We start from the raw sequence: 17,758 nt of genomic DNA, 5'->3' as shown, positions 1-17,758 counted from the left end.
TGTCGTGTTTAGCCGTTTTATTTTGGCTAAACCTTAAAGCCAATTATCTTTGTGCGATTGGCGTTACTGTTCTTGGCTCGGAGCCGATATAGTCGGCGCTTGGACGGATAATACGGTTGTTGTCCCTTTGCTCCATCACATGTGCTGCCCAACCGGTTAAGCGTGAACAGACAAAAATCGGTGTGAACAGCTTAGTAGGAATGCCCATAAAGTGATAGGCAGAGGCGTGGAAGAAGTCGGCATTACAGAATAACTTCTTGGTATCCCACATGTATTCTTCACAAGCCACGGAAATATCGTACAGTGAACTGTCGCCGAATTCTTCAGCCAGTTTTTCTGACCAGGCTTTGATAATCACATTGCGCGGATCTGAAGTGCGGTAGACCGCATGGCCAAAGCCCATGATTTTTTCTTTACGTTCCAGCATACCCGCCATTTGCTCTTTGGCATCGGCCGGCGATTTGAATTTCTGGATCATGTCCATGGCTGCTTCATTGGCACCGCCATGCAGCGGGCCGCGTAATGAACCGATAGCGCCGGTAATACAGGAGTACATGTCTGATAAGGTAGAAGCACAAACACGGGCGGTGAAGGTGGAGGCATTGAACTCATGCTCGGCATATAAGATCAAAGACACGTCAATCACGCGGCGGTGTAATTCAGACGGGGTTTTGCCGGTTAACAGTTTCAGGAAGTGGCCGCCGATGGTGGTTTCATCGGTCACACAATCGATTTCTTTGTTGTTGTGTGAGAAATGGTACCAGTAGGTCATGATTGCCGGGAAGGCCGCCAGTAAGCGGTTCGCCGCTTTGTTTTGCTGGCTGAAATCTTCTTCCGGCTCCAGGTTGCCTAAAAATGAAGCACCGGTGCGCATCACATCCATAGGGTGGGCATCGGCAGGAATGCGCTGCAAAACTTCTTTTAATGCCTGGGGCAGGTCGCGCATTCCGGCAAGTTCAGTGTTGTAGCTGTCTAACTGTGCCTGGTCAGGTAATTCACCGTTAAACAGTAAGTAGGCGACTTCTTCAAAAGTGGCGTTTTCAGCCAAGTCAGAAACATCGTAACCGCAGTAGGTTAAGCCGCTGCCTGATTTACCGACCGTACAAAGTTTAGTTTCACCGGCACTTTGACCGCGAAGGCCAGCGCCTCCTAATTTTTTATCTACCATGTTTGCTTCCTCAATATTAAAATTTGTCGTTTCTCTGGTGTGCCGGGGGCTGTTATTTTTATTTCCCCGGCAACACCTGCAGGTCCTGTTGCAATAGATTTACTTGCGTCTAAGCAGGGAAATTATTTGTTTTTACCTTCGGCAAATAACGAATCCAGTTTCTGCTCGTAGTCGTGGTAGCCCAGGTAATCGTATAGATCCATGCGGGTTTGCATGGTATCGATTACGGCTTTTTGGTCGCCGTTTTCCAGGATTGAGGTATAAACCAACTCGGCGGCTTTATTCATGGCGCGAAAAGCGCTTAACGGGTAAAGCACCATATCGGCTCCCCATTCACCCAGTTGTTCTTTGTTCCACAGTTCGGTTTTACCGAATTCTGTGATATTGGCCAGGATAGGCACATCTAATGCTTCGGCGAAGGCACGGTAGTGCGCTTCGGTTTGTACTGCTTCGGCAAAGATACCGTCGGCGCCGGCGGCAACATAAGCCTTGGCGCGTTCGATGGCGGCTTCCAGACCTTCCTGGGCGAAGGAATCCGTACGGGCCATGATGAAAAAGTCCGGGTCGGTACGGGCATCAACCGCTGCCTTGATACGGTCAACCATCTCTTCGGTAGACACGATTTCTTTGTTGGGACGGTGGCCGCAACGTTTTTGTGCTACCTGATCTTCCATGTGCACGGCGGCGGCGCCGGCTTTTTCCATGTCACGGATGGTCTTGGCGATATTAAAAGCGCCGCCCCAGCCGGTGTCGATATCCACCATTAACGGCAGATCGCAGGCGGCGGTAATGCGCTGCACGTCGGCAATGACGTCGTTCAGTGAGGTCATGCCTAAGTCAGGCAGGCCGTAGGAAGCATTGGCCACCCCGCCGCCAGACAGATAAATGGCCTGATGGCCGATTTTCTTGGCCATGATGGCGCTGTAGGCGTTAATGGTGCCAACGATTTGCAACGGTTTATTGTCGGCTAATGCCTGACGAAATTTTTTACCTGCACTCATGATGTTTCTCTCTCTGCTATAGCTTGTTTACTAATTTCTGTTCAATGTTGTTTTTCGAATACATGATGTGGCGGCGCATCAACAACTCCGCCAGCTCTTCATCCCGGTTGGCGATGGCCTTGACGATATGTTGGTGTTCGTCAAAAGCCGTAGTCACCCTGGGACCGGCCATGCCTAGCTGTACCCGGTACATGCGCACCAGGTGATAGATGCCGTCGGTGAGCATGCCGATCAGGTGTTTATTTTTACTGCCGAGGATAATGCGGTAGTGAAAATCGACATCGCCGGCTTCCTGGTAATAGGAGTCGCCGGACTTGACTTCCTGGAAGTGGGCGTTGAGCAGGCCGGTTAAATCGGCGATTTCTTCGTCGGTCATGTTTTTTGCCGCCTGTCTGGCCGCCATGCCTTCGAGGGCTTCGCGTATTTGATACAGCTCCACCAGCCCCTCTGGGGTTAATGCCACCACGCGGGCGCCGACATTGGCTTTGCGCTCGACCAGGTGGCAGGATTCCAGGCGGTTAATTGCTTCGCGGATCACCGCCCGGCTGACAGAATATTTTGTCGACAATTCTGTTTCGCTGAGTTTGGAACCTGAAGATATCTCGCCTTCAACAATTTCTTTTCTTAACTGGAAAAACGTTTTGTCCGCAGCGGTCACGGCTTTTTCGCTGAAAAACTCCATAAGAACCAAAATTATTTATGAATAAAGTGTCGACAATATAGCCGTTAATTTGGGATTCGTCAATCAAATGACGGAATATTGTCGACAACAGTGCGGTAAACTCAGCTACAGGAGATTATAATGAGAGGGTGAAAATAAGCCTTTAAAATACTGGACTTTTGCTTAGAGACAAAGGGGGTTATATAAGATCAAAGGGCATCCCTGCCCGGTGGATGAGTTATACCTGTTGAGATCTTGTGTTTTGTAAAGCCATAATTGCCAATAAGGCTAATGCCAGCAAGAGTAAGCTGGAGGGCTCAGGCACATTTAGCGCGTCTCCTGCGTTTATGCCTTCGATAGCATCAAGGTCAAAACCTGCGGCGGCACCGGAAATGTCGGTGATACGCAGTGAAGTTATATGGTTTATGCCGAACAGGTCAAAATCAATATTAATGATATTGCTGACATTAGCGTCGCTAAAGATATCCAGCAGGAAAAAATTCAGGTTGTCTGTGCTATATTCCACCCGGGCATCTGCCGGATAAGGCAGATCATAAGTATGAATGATAAGGTCAGCAGCATCGGTGCCGTCAGCTAATGCCGCCTGATTATCGGCAAAGGATATGGTCACGGCAGTGTTGTTATCTATCTGAATAAATTGATCGTCAGGTGCGCCTAAAACACTATTGATATTACCTGAAAAGCTGCCGTCGGCTTCAACATAAGTTCCGTAAATCGGAGTGGCAAATACAGAGGCTGAAAATAGTGTAGATAAGGCTAACAAGGCGGATAAGGTGAGTTTTTTCATCATGTGTTTTTTCCATTGTAAAACGTAGGGAATGTGTAAAGTACGTGAAGTAATTTGTTTAGTCTACAATCACTTGTGAAATTATTGGGTTGTCGAATCTTGAAGAATACCGTTTTATGGGATAAAGCCGGAGATGATATCGTGATCGAGTGTTTGGCAAGGTGGCCGGAAACAGCCTGCCATAACCTTTAAAGTCGGCTGCCCGGTTAAAAGAGCTGCTGTTGCTTCTGGGCAAAAACCAGTTTAGCCGGTGTTTTGTATCTGAAAAAGCAAGATAGTCCTGTTATGTAAGGCTTGTATGTTAAACAAATGCGCCTTCTATTCTTTTTACCAGGTTTACCCTCCTGCAAATCCACGCAGGAGGGCAGCTTAGGTCTTTTGGTTAAAACAATCCTTGGTTAATGATATTTTCCCCGCCTTAAAAGCGGGTGATGAAATCTTTGTAGTGAGTGCGAACATGATCGAGCCAATGGGTCATATAGAAGCTTTTGCCGTTGGCAATTCTGATATCCATATGCTTGACGGCTTCCGGTCCTTTTAAAAACCTGAAGTTGTCACTTTTCCGGCGGCCCCTCAGTTGGGTGCTGTCCGGGTTGAAGACTTGCATTAGCTGAGACTGGCGACGTAATTTACGCTGCTCGGCGATCTTCTCGGCCAATGCCTTTTCAACCAGCTTAAGCTGCCTGGTGCGCTCTTCCCGCTCAAGCTCCTCCAGGCTGGCGTAACGGGTGTTCAGGCCTTGCTGCAAATGGGTCAGCTCGACGGTTTTTTGATTGATGCTATTGCCGACTTTATCGAGGGCGACGAGTTTTTCCTGGAATCGTGTCAGTGTTTCTGCCGGGGTATGCACCACCCAAAGCAATACCGGCAAGTTATACTTCTTCAGGATGACTTTGACATAGCCATCCTGGCTGTCGTCAAACAGGCTGTAGCTGTTATCGGCGACAAAAGCGCCGTCGTTTTCCTTGATCAGGTCAATATCGCTCAGCTTTTGCTGCAAGGTTTTTTCATTGAAATTCGCCGGCGCAACAATAAACAACTCCACAAAAGGCAGGTAATAATCCAGGGTTTTGGCGGCAGCTGATTTTAAACTGGTATCGATATAACTGCTGAGAATGCCGCCGAAGGTACAAGGCGCATCGAGCACCTCTTCAACCTTGGCGCGGAACTGGTTCAAATATTTTACATCCTGACTGCCCGGTGCATCCTTGTCTTTAAATTGGATAGTGCTTTTAAAGCTGTCATGCAGTTTTTTATATATCAGCATAAAGCCGAGCATTTTCTGGCAATTTTCCCGCTCGTTTTTTTCGGGTACCTTTTCCAGCAATATGGCTTCAAAGGTTTTGCCGTTAACGGTTTTCCCTTTGATTTCATTATCCCAGCTGGCCACTACCTGAGTACTTAAATCTTTTTCAAAAAGGCTGTCGATTTTTTTGAAATCAAAGCCAAATAATTTATTGATCAAGTCATCTGAGCCCGACTGTAAATACTTACAGCTATAATCATCGAGCAGCAAGCCGTTGACATCCTGAATGAGTGGCCGCATAAAATCGAGTTTTACTTCAGAGGTCATGCCGTCAAACAAGGCTTTGATGTTGCCAAACCTTAAGCCTTCATTGCTTTTTGCGCTGTCATCGCTGCCATAGATATTTTGCACTGCTTTGGTTACCCTTTGCACCCGCTTCCAAAACTTATGGGGGGAGCCGCTGATATCAATAAAGACTTCCAGTATCAACAAGATGTTTTCATTGAGCTGATAATCCCAACCGGGGACATTGAGCCAATAACCGCGATGGCCCTTTAGCAACAAGGCCTGTTCCTTGTCGGGTTCTTCCTTGATATCACAATCGGGCAGGGCAAAATATTGCACGGTATGGGTGTTAACCTGCTGCCATTGCTGGATGGCTTCTTCGCTATCCCGGCGGGGGATACTGACATCGATCAATTCGCCGCGGAATTTCGCCCTGAGTCCGCGGTCAAAGGCCTTCTGCTCCGGTGAAAACCAGTCTCTTTTGCCGAATGACTTGCGCTCGCCGTCATTAAAAAAGTCATGGTTGGCGTAACGTACGATAATGCGGTACAGGTAAAACTTGGAGATGGTGGCATTAAGTAAAATCGAGCTGGAGTTGGGCGCTTCGTTTGAGCTGACGCTTTCATCCAGCACCATAGAAGTCGGCGGGAAGTAGCTGTTAAAAAACAGGGCGTCGTTATTGATCCCTTCATCCGCCAACTTTTTGCGCAAGCCCTTGATGTCGGAATTGTTTCTTCCTTCGAGATCGGCAATACTGGACAGGGACATTGCGGTATCAAAATGGTTAAGCGGATGCATAAGCTCCATGCCGGCGCTAAACACCATATTGCTTTGACTGGTATTTTCCAGGGTCAGGTTTAGCGCTTCCCGATCATCTTTGAGGGGAGTGCTGACCTGATAGGCGGTATCGACCTTACACGACTTGGTATTGCCGCTGTTCTCTTTTTCCAACAGGAATTGATAGCGGGGAAAGTCTAAAATAGCATTGTTGATGGTCTCGGCTTTAAAATGATCAAGGCCTTTCTGCTGCTCGGTGCTGAACTCTTTACGGTTGTAACTTAAAAACAGATCCCATTCTTTTTGAAAGCAGGGTAAATATTCCTCTTTCAAATAGGTATGGATTTGGCGGTGAATATCGTACCATTTTGCGATCGGCAGGTTAGGATTGATAATGATCTGATTATCAAAATCACTCCAGCTTTTGGTGGTGCCGAACTGTTTGCTGCGATATTCTCTGAGCAGGTTTAATGCCGAACCGCCTTTGATGAAAATGCGCACATTACCGCCGTACCTTTGCTGCAGGTATTGGGTCAGTTGGGCTATCCAGTCGAGGATAAATTCTCTTACCGGCCTTTGGTTGTTAAATTCCTGGGTGAGTTTGTCGTCGATTTCACGTTGAAAGAGTGTTCTGCTTTTTGCCATGATTATTTTCCTCCACCGGCGGCGTCGATAGCTTTTTGAGTTAAGTTAGTGGTAAAAGACACGGCGTTCATCTTGTAATGAATGCGGCTTTTGTCTAACCAGTGTATTAAATAGAAGTCGCGGGCCGTGGCGATGCGATAATCGATATAGTCGGCGATGCCTTTTTCCAGCAACACGCGGTAGAGTTTGCCGTTATCGTCTACCAGCAAACGGCTGCTTTTCTCTGCCGCAAAGATTGAGGCATGTATATTGTCTTTTTTGTATTTGGCATAGCCTGCCAGTTGGGTTTTAACCTCGGCAATGATCGCCTTGACATAGTCGTAAAAATTCTTCGGATCGATATCCAGGTCCATTGCCAGTAATTTTTTACCATTGGTGAGATATTCGGCCAATGGCTGATAAAGGTTGCCCTCCTGCTGGTAATTTGCCGGTTGCATACTTGCCTGCAGTTTCAACAGGGCGGCATGAATATGTTGTACAGCCTTATCTTTGGAAGTCTTGGTCATATCTTCGAGTTTGTCGGTGATCAGTGCCAGCAAGTCAATCATGAGGGTGAATTCCTGGAACTTGTCGTTGCAATACAAAAGATTGCTGCGCTGGCTTAACTCGTGGAACTGCTCTTTGGCTTCTGTTAAGGCGCCAAAAACCACTTCAACCAGACCGGCATTGTCTTTTGCCTTTGCCAGGTTGCTGCTGACGATAGGGTAGAGAGCGGCAAAACCGCCGACTTCATCAAAGTAATCAAGCATGCGCTGATTGTTTTTTATCTTGCTCTCATAAGGTTTTTTCAGTTGGGTGATCAGGGTATAAAGGCAATTGATGCTATTGTCGGCACGGGCGAGCAAGAGTTGGTGGCTGGCATGCTGCCAAACCAAAAGCTCTTCTAATTTCTGCTCGATGTTTTGCCATTTGGCATTGTCGCCTGCCGCCAAGAGTTTAAGCACGACAATATGATCCAGATCCTTGTGCTTAAGAAGAAAGTCATAACCATAGTCTTGTTTTTGCCCTGATGTGGCCTTGGCGACGGTCCAGTCTTTGGGGACTTCTTCCTGCAATTCTTCGGCTGAGTACGCCTTTTTGGTCAACAGGTATAAAGGTACTACAGGTAAAGGGTAGCTTTCATCGTAGGCCCTGCCCAGGCGCAAGTATTTATCCAGTTTGGTGCTTAAGATGCCGTCAAAGAAAACTTTTTGATTGTCCGGTTTAGATTTATCAAGACTGATGCGCAAGGCATTGATGATTTCCAGCTTGGCAAAGGGCAGCTTGAATTTCGTTGCCAATACTTCATTTACCTTATGGCCCACCTGCGTGCAAATGAGTAACTGCTTCATCTGCTTTTGCTCTTCATCCTTGTTGAATTTGGCGGTGATCACTGCTTTGGCATTGATTTTCTCTTCGGTATCATTGCCTGCCTTTACTTCAAAGCTATCATACCAGTCGCTGTAATCTGAGAACTCCAGATCTGCAATGCCGGTTTTGGGTAAGGCTTGTTTTAGCGCCAGGCTTATCGTGTCATCAAGTAAAGGGGTAAAATAATCAAATCTTAAGGTGCGGGAGAATTGTTTAAAAAAGCACTTGATACCGCTTTGGGTTGATTTGTCATAGAGGGCTTCGAGATCAAGCGCCTCCTTAAAAACTTTGCTGTTGTTCAGGGGATGATCGTCGTCAACTTGAGATATTTGTTCGATTGCCGTTAACGCTGCATAACCCCGGGTTAAACGTTTATAGAATTTATGAGGCGAGCCGCTGGTGTCGGTCAGTACCTCGTTAATCATGTTGATGTTTTCTTCCAGTTGATATTCAAAATCCGGGATGCGTATATACTGGCCATTATCCCCCAGGTATCTTGGGTTGGCCTGAATATGGACACGTTTCATTCCTCTTTGGACGATCTTGTTATCAGGCACGAAATAGGGGTTATTTTTAGTCAAACCCTGGATGTTTTTACTGAAGCGCACCCATTGGTTGAGGGTTTCTTCGGATTCGCGGCGCGGGATACTGATATCAATGATCTCTCCCCTGAATTTGGCTGCCTCGGCATTGATGTCTTCCCGGTTGACCTGGCCCTCAAAACTCAACCCCGGCTTTTTGTAGCGTGCGATTAATCGGTATAACAGAAACTTGCCTATGGTGGTATTGATCCAGATCGAGCTGTCTTTTTTTACTTTTTTGCCGCGAAAATCTTTGAGTACGGCAACACCGGGCGGGAAATATTCATTCGCTTCGCTGTACTCAGGCTTCATAAAGTCAATGTCTTTGTCTTTTTTAGCAAACAGGGTGCGAATGTTGTCGAAGTAGTTAACCGGGTGCAGGTATTCGCTGCTTAAACACAGCAGGACATTACTCTGCATTTTTAGCTGATGCTCTAACGGCAGTCCTTTTGCGATTCCCGGGTACTTTTTAAAGTCATCTTTAAGTTCGTCTTTCAGTTCGGTATCTGAAATATCGATTTGTTTTAATGTCTTGCTGCCATCGTAGTTTTGCTTTGGCAGCTTACTCTTGTCTGTTTTACCGATAATAAAGCCGTCCCGGGCCGGCGGCAGAATGTCGTTTTTAATGCAATCATGAATTTGATTGAGGATTTCATACCACCATACTTTGGGGAGGAAGGGGTTGATCACGATTTGGTTGTCGAAATCACTCCATTTTTTATCAAACAGCTCTTTCTTTTTTTTATCTTCGGTGACATTCATTTTGTAAAGGTTCAGGGCCGAATTACCTTTGATATATACCTGCACCAGTTGACTGTTGAGGTCGTTGATATCGCCAAACCGTGTTTGAATGTTTTTCGAAAGGCGGGCGATTGTTTTTAAAATAAACATCCTGGCTTCAACCTGATTGTTGATCCGCCCGGTTAATATATCGTCAACCGCCCTTTGTAGATCAGTACGCGCTTTACTCTTTGCCATCGCTAAAACCTTATTAATTAACTGTATTTTATTTTCGATAGCAGAGATTATTGACGTACTGAACCATTAGGTTGTCCTGACAGATATGCCAATAAATAACCTTAAAATCAATTGATTATGAAAACCTAGTGAATAATGCCTTATACAGGCTTTGCTCGCCTGATCGCAATAACCTCCGCCGGGGTCTATAAGGTATTTCAGCCAGAGATTATTTGTTCAGTGGAATCAATGGATTTATCGGTGAAACAGCTTAATTTTGCAAAGCCATGGTTTGTTTTGTCTAAAGGCTGGTTGAAGAAACAACCGTGTGAACTTAGTCATGATTAATGAGGAGCTGGCAATAACCCGGTAATGGCTTAGGGGGCTGCAGGAGCTGACAAAATAAGGGAGTTTATGGTTAAACTCCCTTATTTTTTGGCTGACATAGCCTCAGTTGAGTTTGCTATTAACTTGTTTTAAATTGATTCACTAAGGCTTGTATCTTGATGGTCAGCTCTGTGGTGTATTGGCTGTTGTCGGCGGTTTCTTTTGAACCGGCGGAAGTGGTTTCGACATTTTGGTTAATATTGTCGATGTTGCGCCTGATCTCCTCTATGGTGGCGCTTTGCTCTTCGGTTGCCGAAGCAATCTGGTGGTTAATATCGGTGATCGCCATGACAGAGCCGGATATGTTCTCCAGGGCATCCCCTAAATCTGTGGTGTCTTTTACGCAGGTTTCCGTTTTGATATGGCTTTGCTCCATCACGGCAACGGCATTATTGGCTTCAACCTGCAAGCCTTCTATCATTTCGCGGATTTCTGTGGTGGAATTTTGCGTACGCTGGGCAAGGGTTCTCACTTCGTCGGCCACTACGGCAAAACCCCGGCCCTGTTCGCCGGCACGGGCTGCTTCTATGGCGGCGTTTAATGCCAGCAAATTGGTCTGATCGGCAATACCGCCAATAACATCGAGCACTGTGCTGATATTGTTGGTATCTTTTGCCAGCTTATTGATAACGCTGGAAGAGTTTTCAATATCGGTTTCCAGGCTATTGATGTTTTTGACGGCTTTTTCTACCACCCCGATCCCCGAGGTTGCATGCCGGTTGGCAACATTGGCCTTATCCGCACCGTCGGAAGCCAGCATAGCAACATCCTGAATGGCTGGCACCAGCTGCTCTATGGCGACAAATAATTTTTGAATTTCTTCTTTTTGCTCGCTAATGGCATTATCGGTTTGTTGTGCTGTGGTCGTCAGCTGATTTGAAGAGGCTGAAATTTCCTCGATCATACGGCGCAGGTTGACGATAACTGTCTGGATATTGGCGGCAAAGCTGTTAAAGCCTTTCCCCAGGGTTGAAAGTTCATCACTGCCAGAGTCTTTCAGGCGCTTTTGCAGATCGCCATCGCCTTCGGCAATATTGAGCATAGCGCCGGTTGCTTCCTGTAAAGGTTTAAACAGTGAATAAATTAATATCACAATAAGTAAGGCGATCAGTAAGGCGGCCACTATCTGGCTGCATAAACTGATCAGCAACCAGCTTGAGGCGGACTCTTCTATTGCTTGTAAATGCTGTGCGGTACGCTGATCCTGGGCTTTAAAAAATTGCGTTACAGGTGCTAGAATTTTTGCGGCTTCACTGTGATAGGCATTATCAAAAACAATACGCTGGGCAAAGGTTTGTACGTCTTCACCGGGTAAAGCCTGAAATGGCCCGTCAACGACATATCCGGATTTAATCGATTCCATGGCCTGGGATTCGGTGGCGACTAAGGCGTTGGAGTTTTTATTTGCCAGGGCTAACAGGTCAAATTCCTGTCTGGAAAAGTTAAGCTCGCGCATGATGTCGCTTTGTTTCTTTTTAACCCCGGGGTAGAGTGCCGGGTCGGTATTATCTGGTCTTGGGGATTCACCATTACGCCATTTGATAACCTGCCAATAGGCATCCCAGTACTTCTGTTCGCCTGTGGCGACAAAGCTGCGGCATAAACGGGTTAAGTCCAGTGATGTCTGACGAAATTCATCTGCCACTAAATAAGAAAGATACCGGGTTTTACTCGCTTGTGCCTGTTGGCCATTTTTAACGTTGGCGATATTTTGAGCCACTATCGAGCCTGTAACCAGCAATACAATCGCGATTAATATCGCAATTAATTTTTTCTTAATCGTCATTACCTACCTCTTGTAATTAAATTTTTCGAAAAAAAGTTGTCGTTTATGTCAAGTTTTTGTGCGCGACATGTTTATGTTGGGGGCTGAACATGCAGTAAAAATTAAAGGGTTAAAATTGGGTGAAAGTGTGTTTGTTTTTCTAAAAAAGCTTGTATTTTGCTAGATGCATAATGAAGCTATATTGCTTAATACGCTTATCATAAGCGCTTAGTCGTTAATTACCCGGTGCTTTGTATTAAATTATTATGTGCAAACTACCTACTTGTAAGGGGGGAAAATGAATCCTAGTTTATTTGCATAAACCTGCTAGGTTAGCAAATAGCAACTGACCATAAGCGATAACAATTCCGAGGATCAAGCAGTTTAAATAAAGACAATCATAGAATTAACGCTCCACTAACCTGTTATTTTCTTCATTAACAGTCGAGCCAACTTTTAATTGAATACAGATTCTTTTTAGGGGGGGCATTAGGAAGGACGGCTTTTTATTTTTAAATTGTGATGTGTGGTGTTTAGCCTAAAAGTTAACCTTACTCATGAATTTCAGCTCTCTTTTTGAGCTATTTCAGTGGTGGCGAATACGCTAATGAGATTTTATTAAATTTATTGAAAAAAGGTGTTGACCTCTTCAATAAAATGTCTAAAATGCGCATCCACTTCCACGGGGCAGCTCAACGAAGTGTTTTGATAAGTTTAGTCGATGGAAACATTCACTAAACAGCCAACAAAACTTTGAAAAAAGATGTTGACATCAAAACTGAGAAGCGTATCATGCGCATCTCGCTTGAGACAAGGTCTTAAGCAACTCAAGGTATAAACGAATGCGATTTATATCTCACTCTTTTAAAGAGTGGTTCTTTAAAAATTAGTTATCATGCAATTTGTGTGGGCACTCACGTTAATGTTGATTTTACATAGTTCTTCGCTTTTCGAAGCAAGAGCAAAAAATAAACTTAATGATGAATGACACACAAGTACGACTTACTTTTTAAGTAAGTAATATTTATTTGACAGAATTCATTGAGTCGAAGCGAAAGCTTCACAAACGATTTTAATTGAAGAGTTTGATCATGGCTCAGATTGAACGCTGGCGGCAGGCTTAACACATGCAAGTCGAGCGGAAACGAGAAGTACTTGTACTTCGGCGTCGAGCGGCGGACGGGTGAGTAATGCTTGGGAATATGCCTTATGGTGGGGGACAACAGTTGGAAACGACTGCTAATACCGCATAATGTCTACGGACCAAAGCGGGGGACCTTCGGGCCTCGTGCCATTTGATTAGCCCAAGTGAGATTAGCTAGTTGGTAAGGTAACGGCTTACCAAGGCGACGATCTCTAGCTGGTTTGAGAGGATGATCAGCCACACTGGGACTGAGACACGGCCCAGACTCCTACGGGAGGCAGCAGTGGGGAATATTGCACAATGGGCGAAAGCCTGATGCAGCCATGCCGCGTGTGTGAAGAAGGCCTTCGGGTTGTAAAGCACTTTCAGTTGTGAGGAAAGGGGTGTAGTTAATAACTGCATTCTGTGACGTTAGCAACAGAAGAAGCACCGGCTAACTCCGTGCCAGCAGCCGCGGTAATACGGAGGGTGCGAGCGTTAATCGGAATTACTGGGCGTAAAGCGTGCGTAGGCGGTTTGTTAAGCAAGATGTGAAAGCCCCGGGCTCAACCTGGGAACTGCATTTTGAACTGGCAGGCTAGAGTTTTGTAGAGGGTGGTGGAATTTCCAGTGTAGCGGTGAAATGCGTAGAGATTGGAAGGAACATCAGTGGCGAAGGCGGCCACCTGGACAAAAACTGACGCTGAGGCACGAAAGCGTGGGGAGCAAACAGGATTAGATACCCTGGTAGTCCACGCCGTAAACGATGTCAACTAGCCGTCTGTATCCTTGAGATGTGGGTGGCGCAGCTAACGCGATAAGTTGACCGCCTGGGGAGTACGGCCGCAAGGTTAAAACTCAAATGAATTGACGGGGGCCCGCACAAGCGGTGGAGCATGTGGTTTAATTCGATGCAACGCGAAGAACCTTACCATCCCTTGACATCCAGAGAATTTACCAGAGATGGTTTTGTGCCTTCGGGAACTCTGTGACAGGTGCTGCATGGCTGTCGTCAGCTCGTGTTGTGAAATGTTGGGTTAAGTCCCGCAACGAGCGCAACCCCTATCCTTATTTGCCAGTGCTTCGGGCGGGAACTTTAAGGAGACTGCCGGTGATAAACCGGAGGAAGGTGGGGACGACGTCAAGTCATCATGGCCCTTACGGGATGGGCTACACACGTGCTACAATGGCAAGTACAGAGGGCAGCAATACCGCGAGGTGGAGCGAATCCCACAAAGCTTGTCGTAGTCCGGATTGGAGTCTGCAACTCGACTCCATGAAGTCGGAATCGCTAGTAATCGTGGATCAGAATGCCACGGTGAATACGTTCCCGGGCCTTGTACACACCGCCCGTCACACCATGGGAGTAGGTTGCAAAAGAAGTGGCTAGTTTAACCTTCGGGAGGACGGTCACCACTTTGTGATTTATGACTGGGGTGAAGTCGTAACAAGGTAACCCTAGGGGAACCTGGGGTTGGATCACCTCCTTATCTTGAAGTAGAACAACTTCTCATGAGTGTCTACACAAATGGTATGATAACCAACTTTAACCGAATGCGGTTAGAGATGTTCTTTAACAATCTGGAAAGCTGATATATATATACCCGTGAATAATCGTTTTTATAAACGGCTATTTACGACGATGAACACAGTGTCGCGCTGTGAACATCAAACCTGATAATGATTTCTTCCTTGAGTCATTATCAACTCTTATTCAAGACACTCTATGAGTGCGTGAAAATGTCAGGCTTTACAACTTAATCCGGTTTAGTCACCGGGTTTTCAAATAGGAAACTACTTGGGGTTGTATGGTTAAGTGACTAAGCGTATGTGGTGGATGCCTTGGCAGTTAGAGGCGATGAAGGACGTGTTAATCTGCGAAAAGCGAAGGTAAGGTGATAAAAACCGTTACAGCCTTCGATGTCCGAATGGGGAAACCCACCCGTCATCAGGCGGGTATCATTAAGTGAATTCATAGCTTAATGAGGCGAACCGGGAGAACTGAAACATCTAAGTACCCCGAGGAAAAGAAATCAACCGAGATTTCCTTAGTAGCGGCGAGCGAACGGGAATTAGCCCTTAAGTGATTTGTACATTAGTGGAACAAGCTGGAAAGCTTGGCGATACAGGGTGATAGCCCCGTACACGAAAATAAACTTATCATGAAATCGAGTAGGTCGGCACACGTGAAATGTTGACTGAATATGGGGGGACCATCCTCCAAGGCTAAATACTCCTAACTGACCGATAGTGAACCAGTACCGTGAGGGAAAGGCGAAAAGAACCCCTGTGAGGGGAGTGAAATAGAACCTGAAACCGCATACGTACAAGCAGTGGAAGCCGGATTTAGTCCGGTGCCTGCGTACCTTTTGTATAATGGGTCAGCGACTTATATTCTGTAGCAAGGTTAACCGATTAGGGGAGCCGTAGCGAAAGCGAGTGTTAACTGCGCGTTCAGTTGCAGGGTATAGACCCGAAACCCGGCGATCTACCCATGGGCAGGTTGAAGGTTGAGTAACATCAACTGGAGGACCGAACACACGTATGTTGAAAAATGCGGTGATGACTTGTGGGTCGGAGTGAAAGGCTAATCAAGCCGGGAGATAGCTGGTTCTCCCCGAAATCTATTTAGGTAGAGCCTCGGATGAATACCACTGGGGGTAGAGCACTGTTAAGGCTAGGGGGTCATCCCGACTTACCAACCCTTTGCAAACTCCGAATACCAGTGAGTACTATCCGGGAGACACACTATGGGTGCTAACGTCCATTGTGGAGAGGGAAACAACCCAGACCGCCAGCTAAGGTCCCAAAGTACTAGTTAAGTGGGAAACGATGTGGAAAGGCATAGACAGCTAGGAGGTTGGCTTAGAAGCAGCCATCCTTTAAAGAAAGCGTAATAGCTCACTAGTCGAGTCGGTCTGCGCGGAAGATGTAACGGGGCTAAACTAGTCACCGAAGCTGCGGATTCAAACTTTGTTTGAGTGGTAGGGGAGCGTTCTGTAAGCCGTTGAAGGTGTGTTGTAAGGCATGCTGGAGGTATCAGAAGTGCGAATGCTGACATGAGTAACGATAATGGGGGTGAAAAACCCCCACGCCGAAAGACCAAGGTTTCCTGTCCCATGTTAATCAGGGCAGGGTAAGTCGGCCCCTAAGGCGAGGCGGAAACGCGTAGTCGATGGGAAACAGATTAATATTTCTGTACTTCTTATAATTGCGAAGGAGGGACGGAGCAGGCTAGGTGAGCATGGCGTTGGTTGTCCATGTGAAAGTATGTAGGTTGGAATCTTAGGCAAATCCGGGATTCTAAGACTGAGATACGAGACGAGATTCTACGGAGTTGAAGTCATTGATGCCATACTTCCAGGAAAAGCTTCTAAGCATCAGATTATAAGGAACCGTACCCCAAACCGACACAGGTGGTTAGGTAGAGAATACTAAGGCGCTTGAGAGAACTCGGGTGAAGGAACTAGGCAAAATAGTACCGTAACTTCGGGAGAAGGTACGCCGACTATGGTGATGGGACTTGCTCCCTAAGCTGAAGTCGGTCGAAGTAACCAGGTGGCTGGAACTGTTTATTAAAAACACAGCACTGTGCAAAATCGAAAGATGACGTATACGGTGTGACGCCTGCCCGGTGCCGGAAGGTTAATTGATTGGGTTAGCTCTGCGAAGCTCATGATCGAAGCCCCGGTAAACGGCGGCCGTAACTATAACGGTCCTAAGGTAGCGAAATTCCTTGTCGGGTAAGTTCCGACCTGCACGAATGGCGTAATCATGGCCACACTGTCTCCACCCGAGACTCAGTGAAATTGAAATTGCGGTTAAGATGCCGTATACCCGCGGCTAGACGGAAAGACCCCGTGAACCTTTACTATAGCTTGACAGTGAACATTGCTCCTACATGTGTAGGATAGGTGGGAGGCTTTGAACCCAGCACGCCAGTGTTGGTGGAGCCAACCTTGAAATACCACCCTTGTATGCGTGATGTTCTAACCTGGGGCCCTAATCGGGCTTGGGGACACTGTCTGGTGGGTAGTTTGACTGGGGCGGTCTCCTCCCAAAGAGTAACGGAGGAGCACGAAGGTTGGCTAAGTATGGTCGGACATCATACGGTTAGTGCAATGGCATAAGCCAGCTTAACTGCGAGACAGACACGTCGAGCAGGTACGAAAGTAGGTCATAGTGATCCGGTGGTTCTGTATGGAAGGGCCATCGCTCAACGGATAAAAGGTACTCCGGGGATAACAGGCTGATACCGCCCAAGAGTTCATATCGACGGCGGTGTTTGGCACCTCGATGTCGGCTCATCACATCCTGGGGCTGAAGTCGGTCCCAAGGGTATGGCTGTTCGCCATTTAAAGTGGTACGCGAGCTGGGTTTAGAACGTCGTGAGACAGTTCGGTCCCTATCTGCCGTGGGCGTTTGAGAATTGAAGAGGGCTGCTCCTAGTACGAGAGGACCGGAGTGGACGAACCTCTGGTGTTCGGGTTGTCATGCCAATGGCATTGCCCGGTAGCTACGTTCGGAACTGATAACCGCTGAAAGCATCTAAGCGGGAAGCAGGCTTTAAGATGAGTTCTCACTGGGACTTTAAGTCCCCTGAAGGGCCGTTGGAGACTACAACGTTGATAGGCAAGGTGTGGAAGTGCTGCGAGGCATTGAGCTAACTTGTACTAATGACCCGTGAGGCTTAACCATACAACACCCAAGTGGTTTTAAGGTTGTATGAAGACTGACATTAAAAACAAAAGTCACGTACACATAGATTGAATAAGTAGATATATATCGTTTTCCAAGATTGACTGTTTTTGTCTAGCGACAATAGCACTGTGGTACCACCTGATCCCATGCCGAACTCAGAAGTGAAACGCAGTAGCGCCGATGGTAGTGTGGGAGTTCCCATGTGAGAGTAGGACATTGCTAGACTTCTATTTAGAGAAGCCCGATTCGAAAGAGTCGGGCTTTTTGCTTTCTTATTAAAATATATTCGTCGTTGAACTAGCG

At 46.6% G+C, this 17,758-nt stretch carries 7 protein-coding genes and 3 rRNA genes; 3 read left to right on the top strand and 7 right to left on the bottom strand.

Translation table 11 applies throughout. The features are described 5' to 3' along the window. Window positions 1-43: 43 nt before the first annotated feature. From prpC to SG35_RS25690, 7 genes are all read right to left on the bottom strand, one after another. Window positions 44-1,168, bottom strand: coding sequence for a bifunctional 2-methylcitrate synthase/citrate synthase (gene prpC / locus SG35_RS25720; RefSeq protein ID WP_044833025.1), 1,125 nt, complete (start codon window positions 1,166-1,168; stop codon window positions 44-46). 122 nt (window positions 1,169-1,290) lie between these two features. After that, window positions 1,291-2,169, bottom strand: coding sequence for a methylisocitrate lyase (gene prpB, locus SG35_RS25715; protein WP_044833024.1), 879 nt, complete (start codon window positions 2,167-2,169; stop codon window positions 1,291-1,293). Window positions 2,170-2,185: 16 nt separating this feature from the next. Continuing rightward, a complete protein-coding gene (locus SG35_RS25710) occupies window positions 2,186-2,851 on the bottom strand; it encodes a GntR family transcriptional regulator (protein WP_044833023.1) in 666 nt (221 codons plus the stop codon). A gap of 217 nt (window positions 2,852-3,068) precedes the next feature. Beyond that, entirely contained in the window at window positions 3,069-3,641 is a 573-nt protein-coding gene (locus tag SG35_RS25705; protein WP_044833022.1) for a PEP-CTERM sorting domain-containing protein, read from the bottom strand. 415 nt (window positions 3,642-4,056) lie between these two features. Beyond that, window positions 4,057-6,591 carry a hypothetical protein gene (locus SG35_RS25700; protein WP_044833021.1) on the bottom strand — a complete coding sequence of 845 codons (2,535 nt, stop codon included), beginning with the start codon at window positions 6,589-6,591 and terminating at the stop codon, window positions 4,057-4,059. 2 nt (window positions 6,592-6,593) lie between these two features. After that, entirely contained in the window at window positions 6,594-9,500 is a 2,907-nt protein-coding gene (locus SG35_RS25695; RefSeq protein ID WP_044833020.1) for a hypothetical protein, read from the bottom strand. 445 nt (window positions 9,501-9,945) lie between these two features. After that, window positions 9,946-11,652, bottom strand: coding sequence for a methyl-accepting chemotaxis protein (locus tag SG35_RS25690; RefSeq protein WP_044833019.1), 1,707 nt, complete (start codon window positions 11,650-11,652; stop codon window positions 9,946-9,948). A gap of 1,052 nt (window positions 11,653-12,704) precedes the next feature. On the opposite strand from SG35_RS25690, the gene SG35_RS25685 reads away from it, so the two are divergent. The 3 genes from SG35_RS25685 (at window position 12,705) to rrf (ending at window position 17,680) form a co-directional block, all read left to right on the top strand. Beyond that, window positions 12,705-14,244: ribosomal RNA gene (locus SG35_RS25685) — 16S ribosomal RNA — on the top strand. Window positions 14,245-14,564: 320 nt separating this feature from the next. Beyond that, window positions 14,565-17,452 (top strand): 23S ribosomal RNA (locus SG35_RS25680). 113 nt (window positions 17,453-17,565) lie between these two features. Beyond that, window positions 17,566-17,680, top strand: a 5S ribosomal RNA gene (rrf, locus tag SG35_RS25675). The 16S, 23S and 5S rRNA genes sit together here, the layout of an rRNA operon. Window positions 17,681-17,758: the final 78 nt, after the last annotated feature.

Origin of the sequence: Thalassomonas actiniarum (assembly GCF_000948975.2) — a bacterium.
In the GTDB taxonomy this organism is placed as follows: Bacteria; Pseudomonadota; Gammaproteobacteria; order Enterobacterales; family Alteromonadaceae; genus Thalassomonas; species Thalassomonas actiniarum.
The sequence above is the reverse complement of the archived record's forward strand: the minus strand, read 5'-3'. Positions and strand labels throughout refer to the sequence as shown.

Excerpts from the sequence above, each read along its gene's own strand:
- prpC (WP_044833025.1), bottom strand. The coding sequence starts at position 1,168 with ATGGTAGATAAAAAATTAGGAGGCGCTGGCCTTCGCGGTCAAAGTGCC.
- prpB (WP_044833024.1), bottom strand. The coding sequence starts at position 2,169 with ATGAGTGCAGGTAAAAAATTTCGTCAGGCATTAGCCGACAATAAACCG.
- SG35_RS25710 (WP_044833023.1), bottom strand. The coding sequence starts at position 2,851 with ATGGAGTTTTTCAGCGAAAAAGCCGTGACCGCTGCGGACAAAACGTTT.
- SG35_RS25705 (WP_044833022.1), bottom strand. The coding sequence starts at position 3,641 with ATGATGAAAAAACTCACCTTATCCGCCTTGTTAGCCTTATCTACACTA.
- SG35_RS25700 (WP_044833021.1), bottom strand. The coding sequence starts at position 6,591 with ATGGCAAAAAGCAGAACACTCTTTCAACGTGAAATCGACGACAAACTC.
- SG35_RS25695 (WP_044833020.1), bottom strand. The coding sequence starts at position 9,500 with ATGGCAAAGAGTAAAGCGCGTACTGATCTACAAAGGGCGGTTGACGAT.
- SG35_RS25690 (WP_044833019.1), bottom strand. The coding sequence starts at position 11,652 with ATGACGATTAAGAAAAAATTAATTGCGATATTAATCGCGATTGTATTG.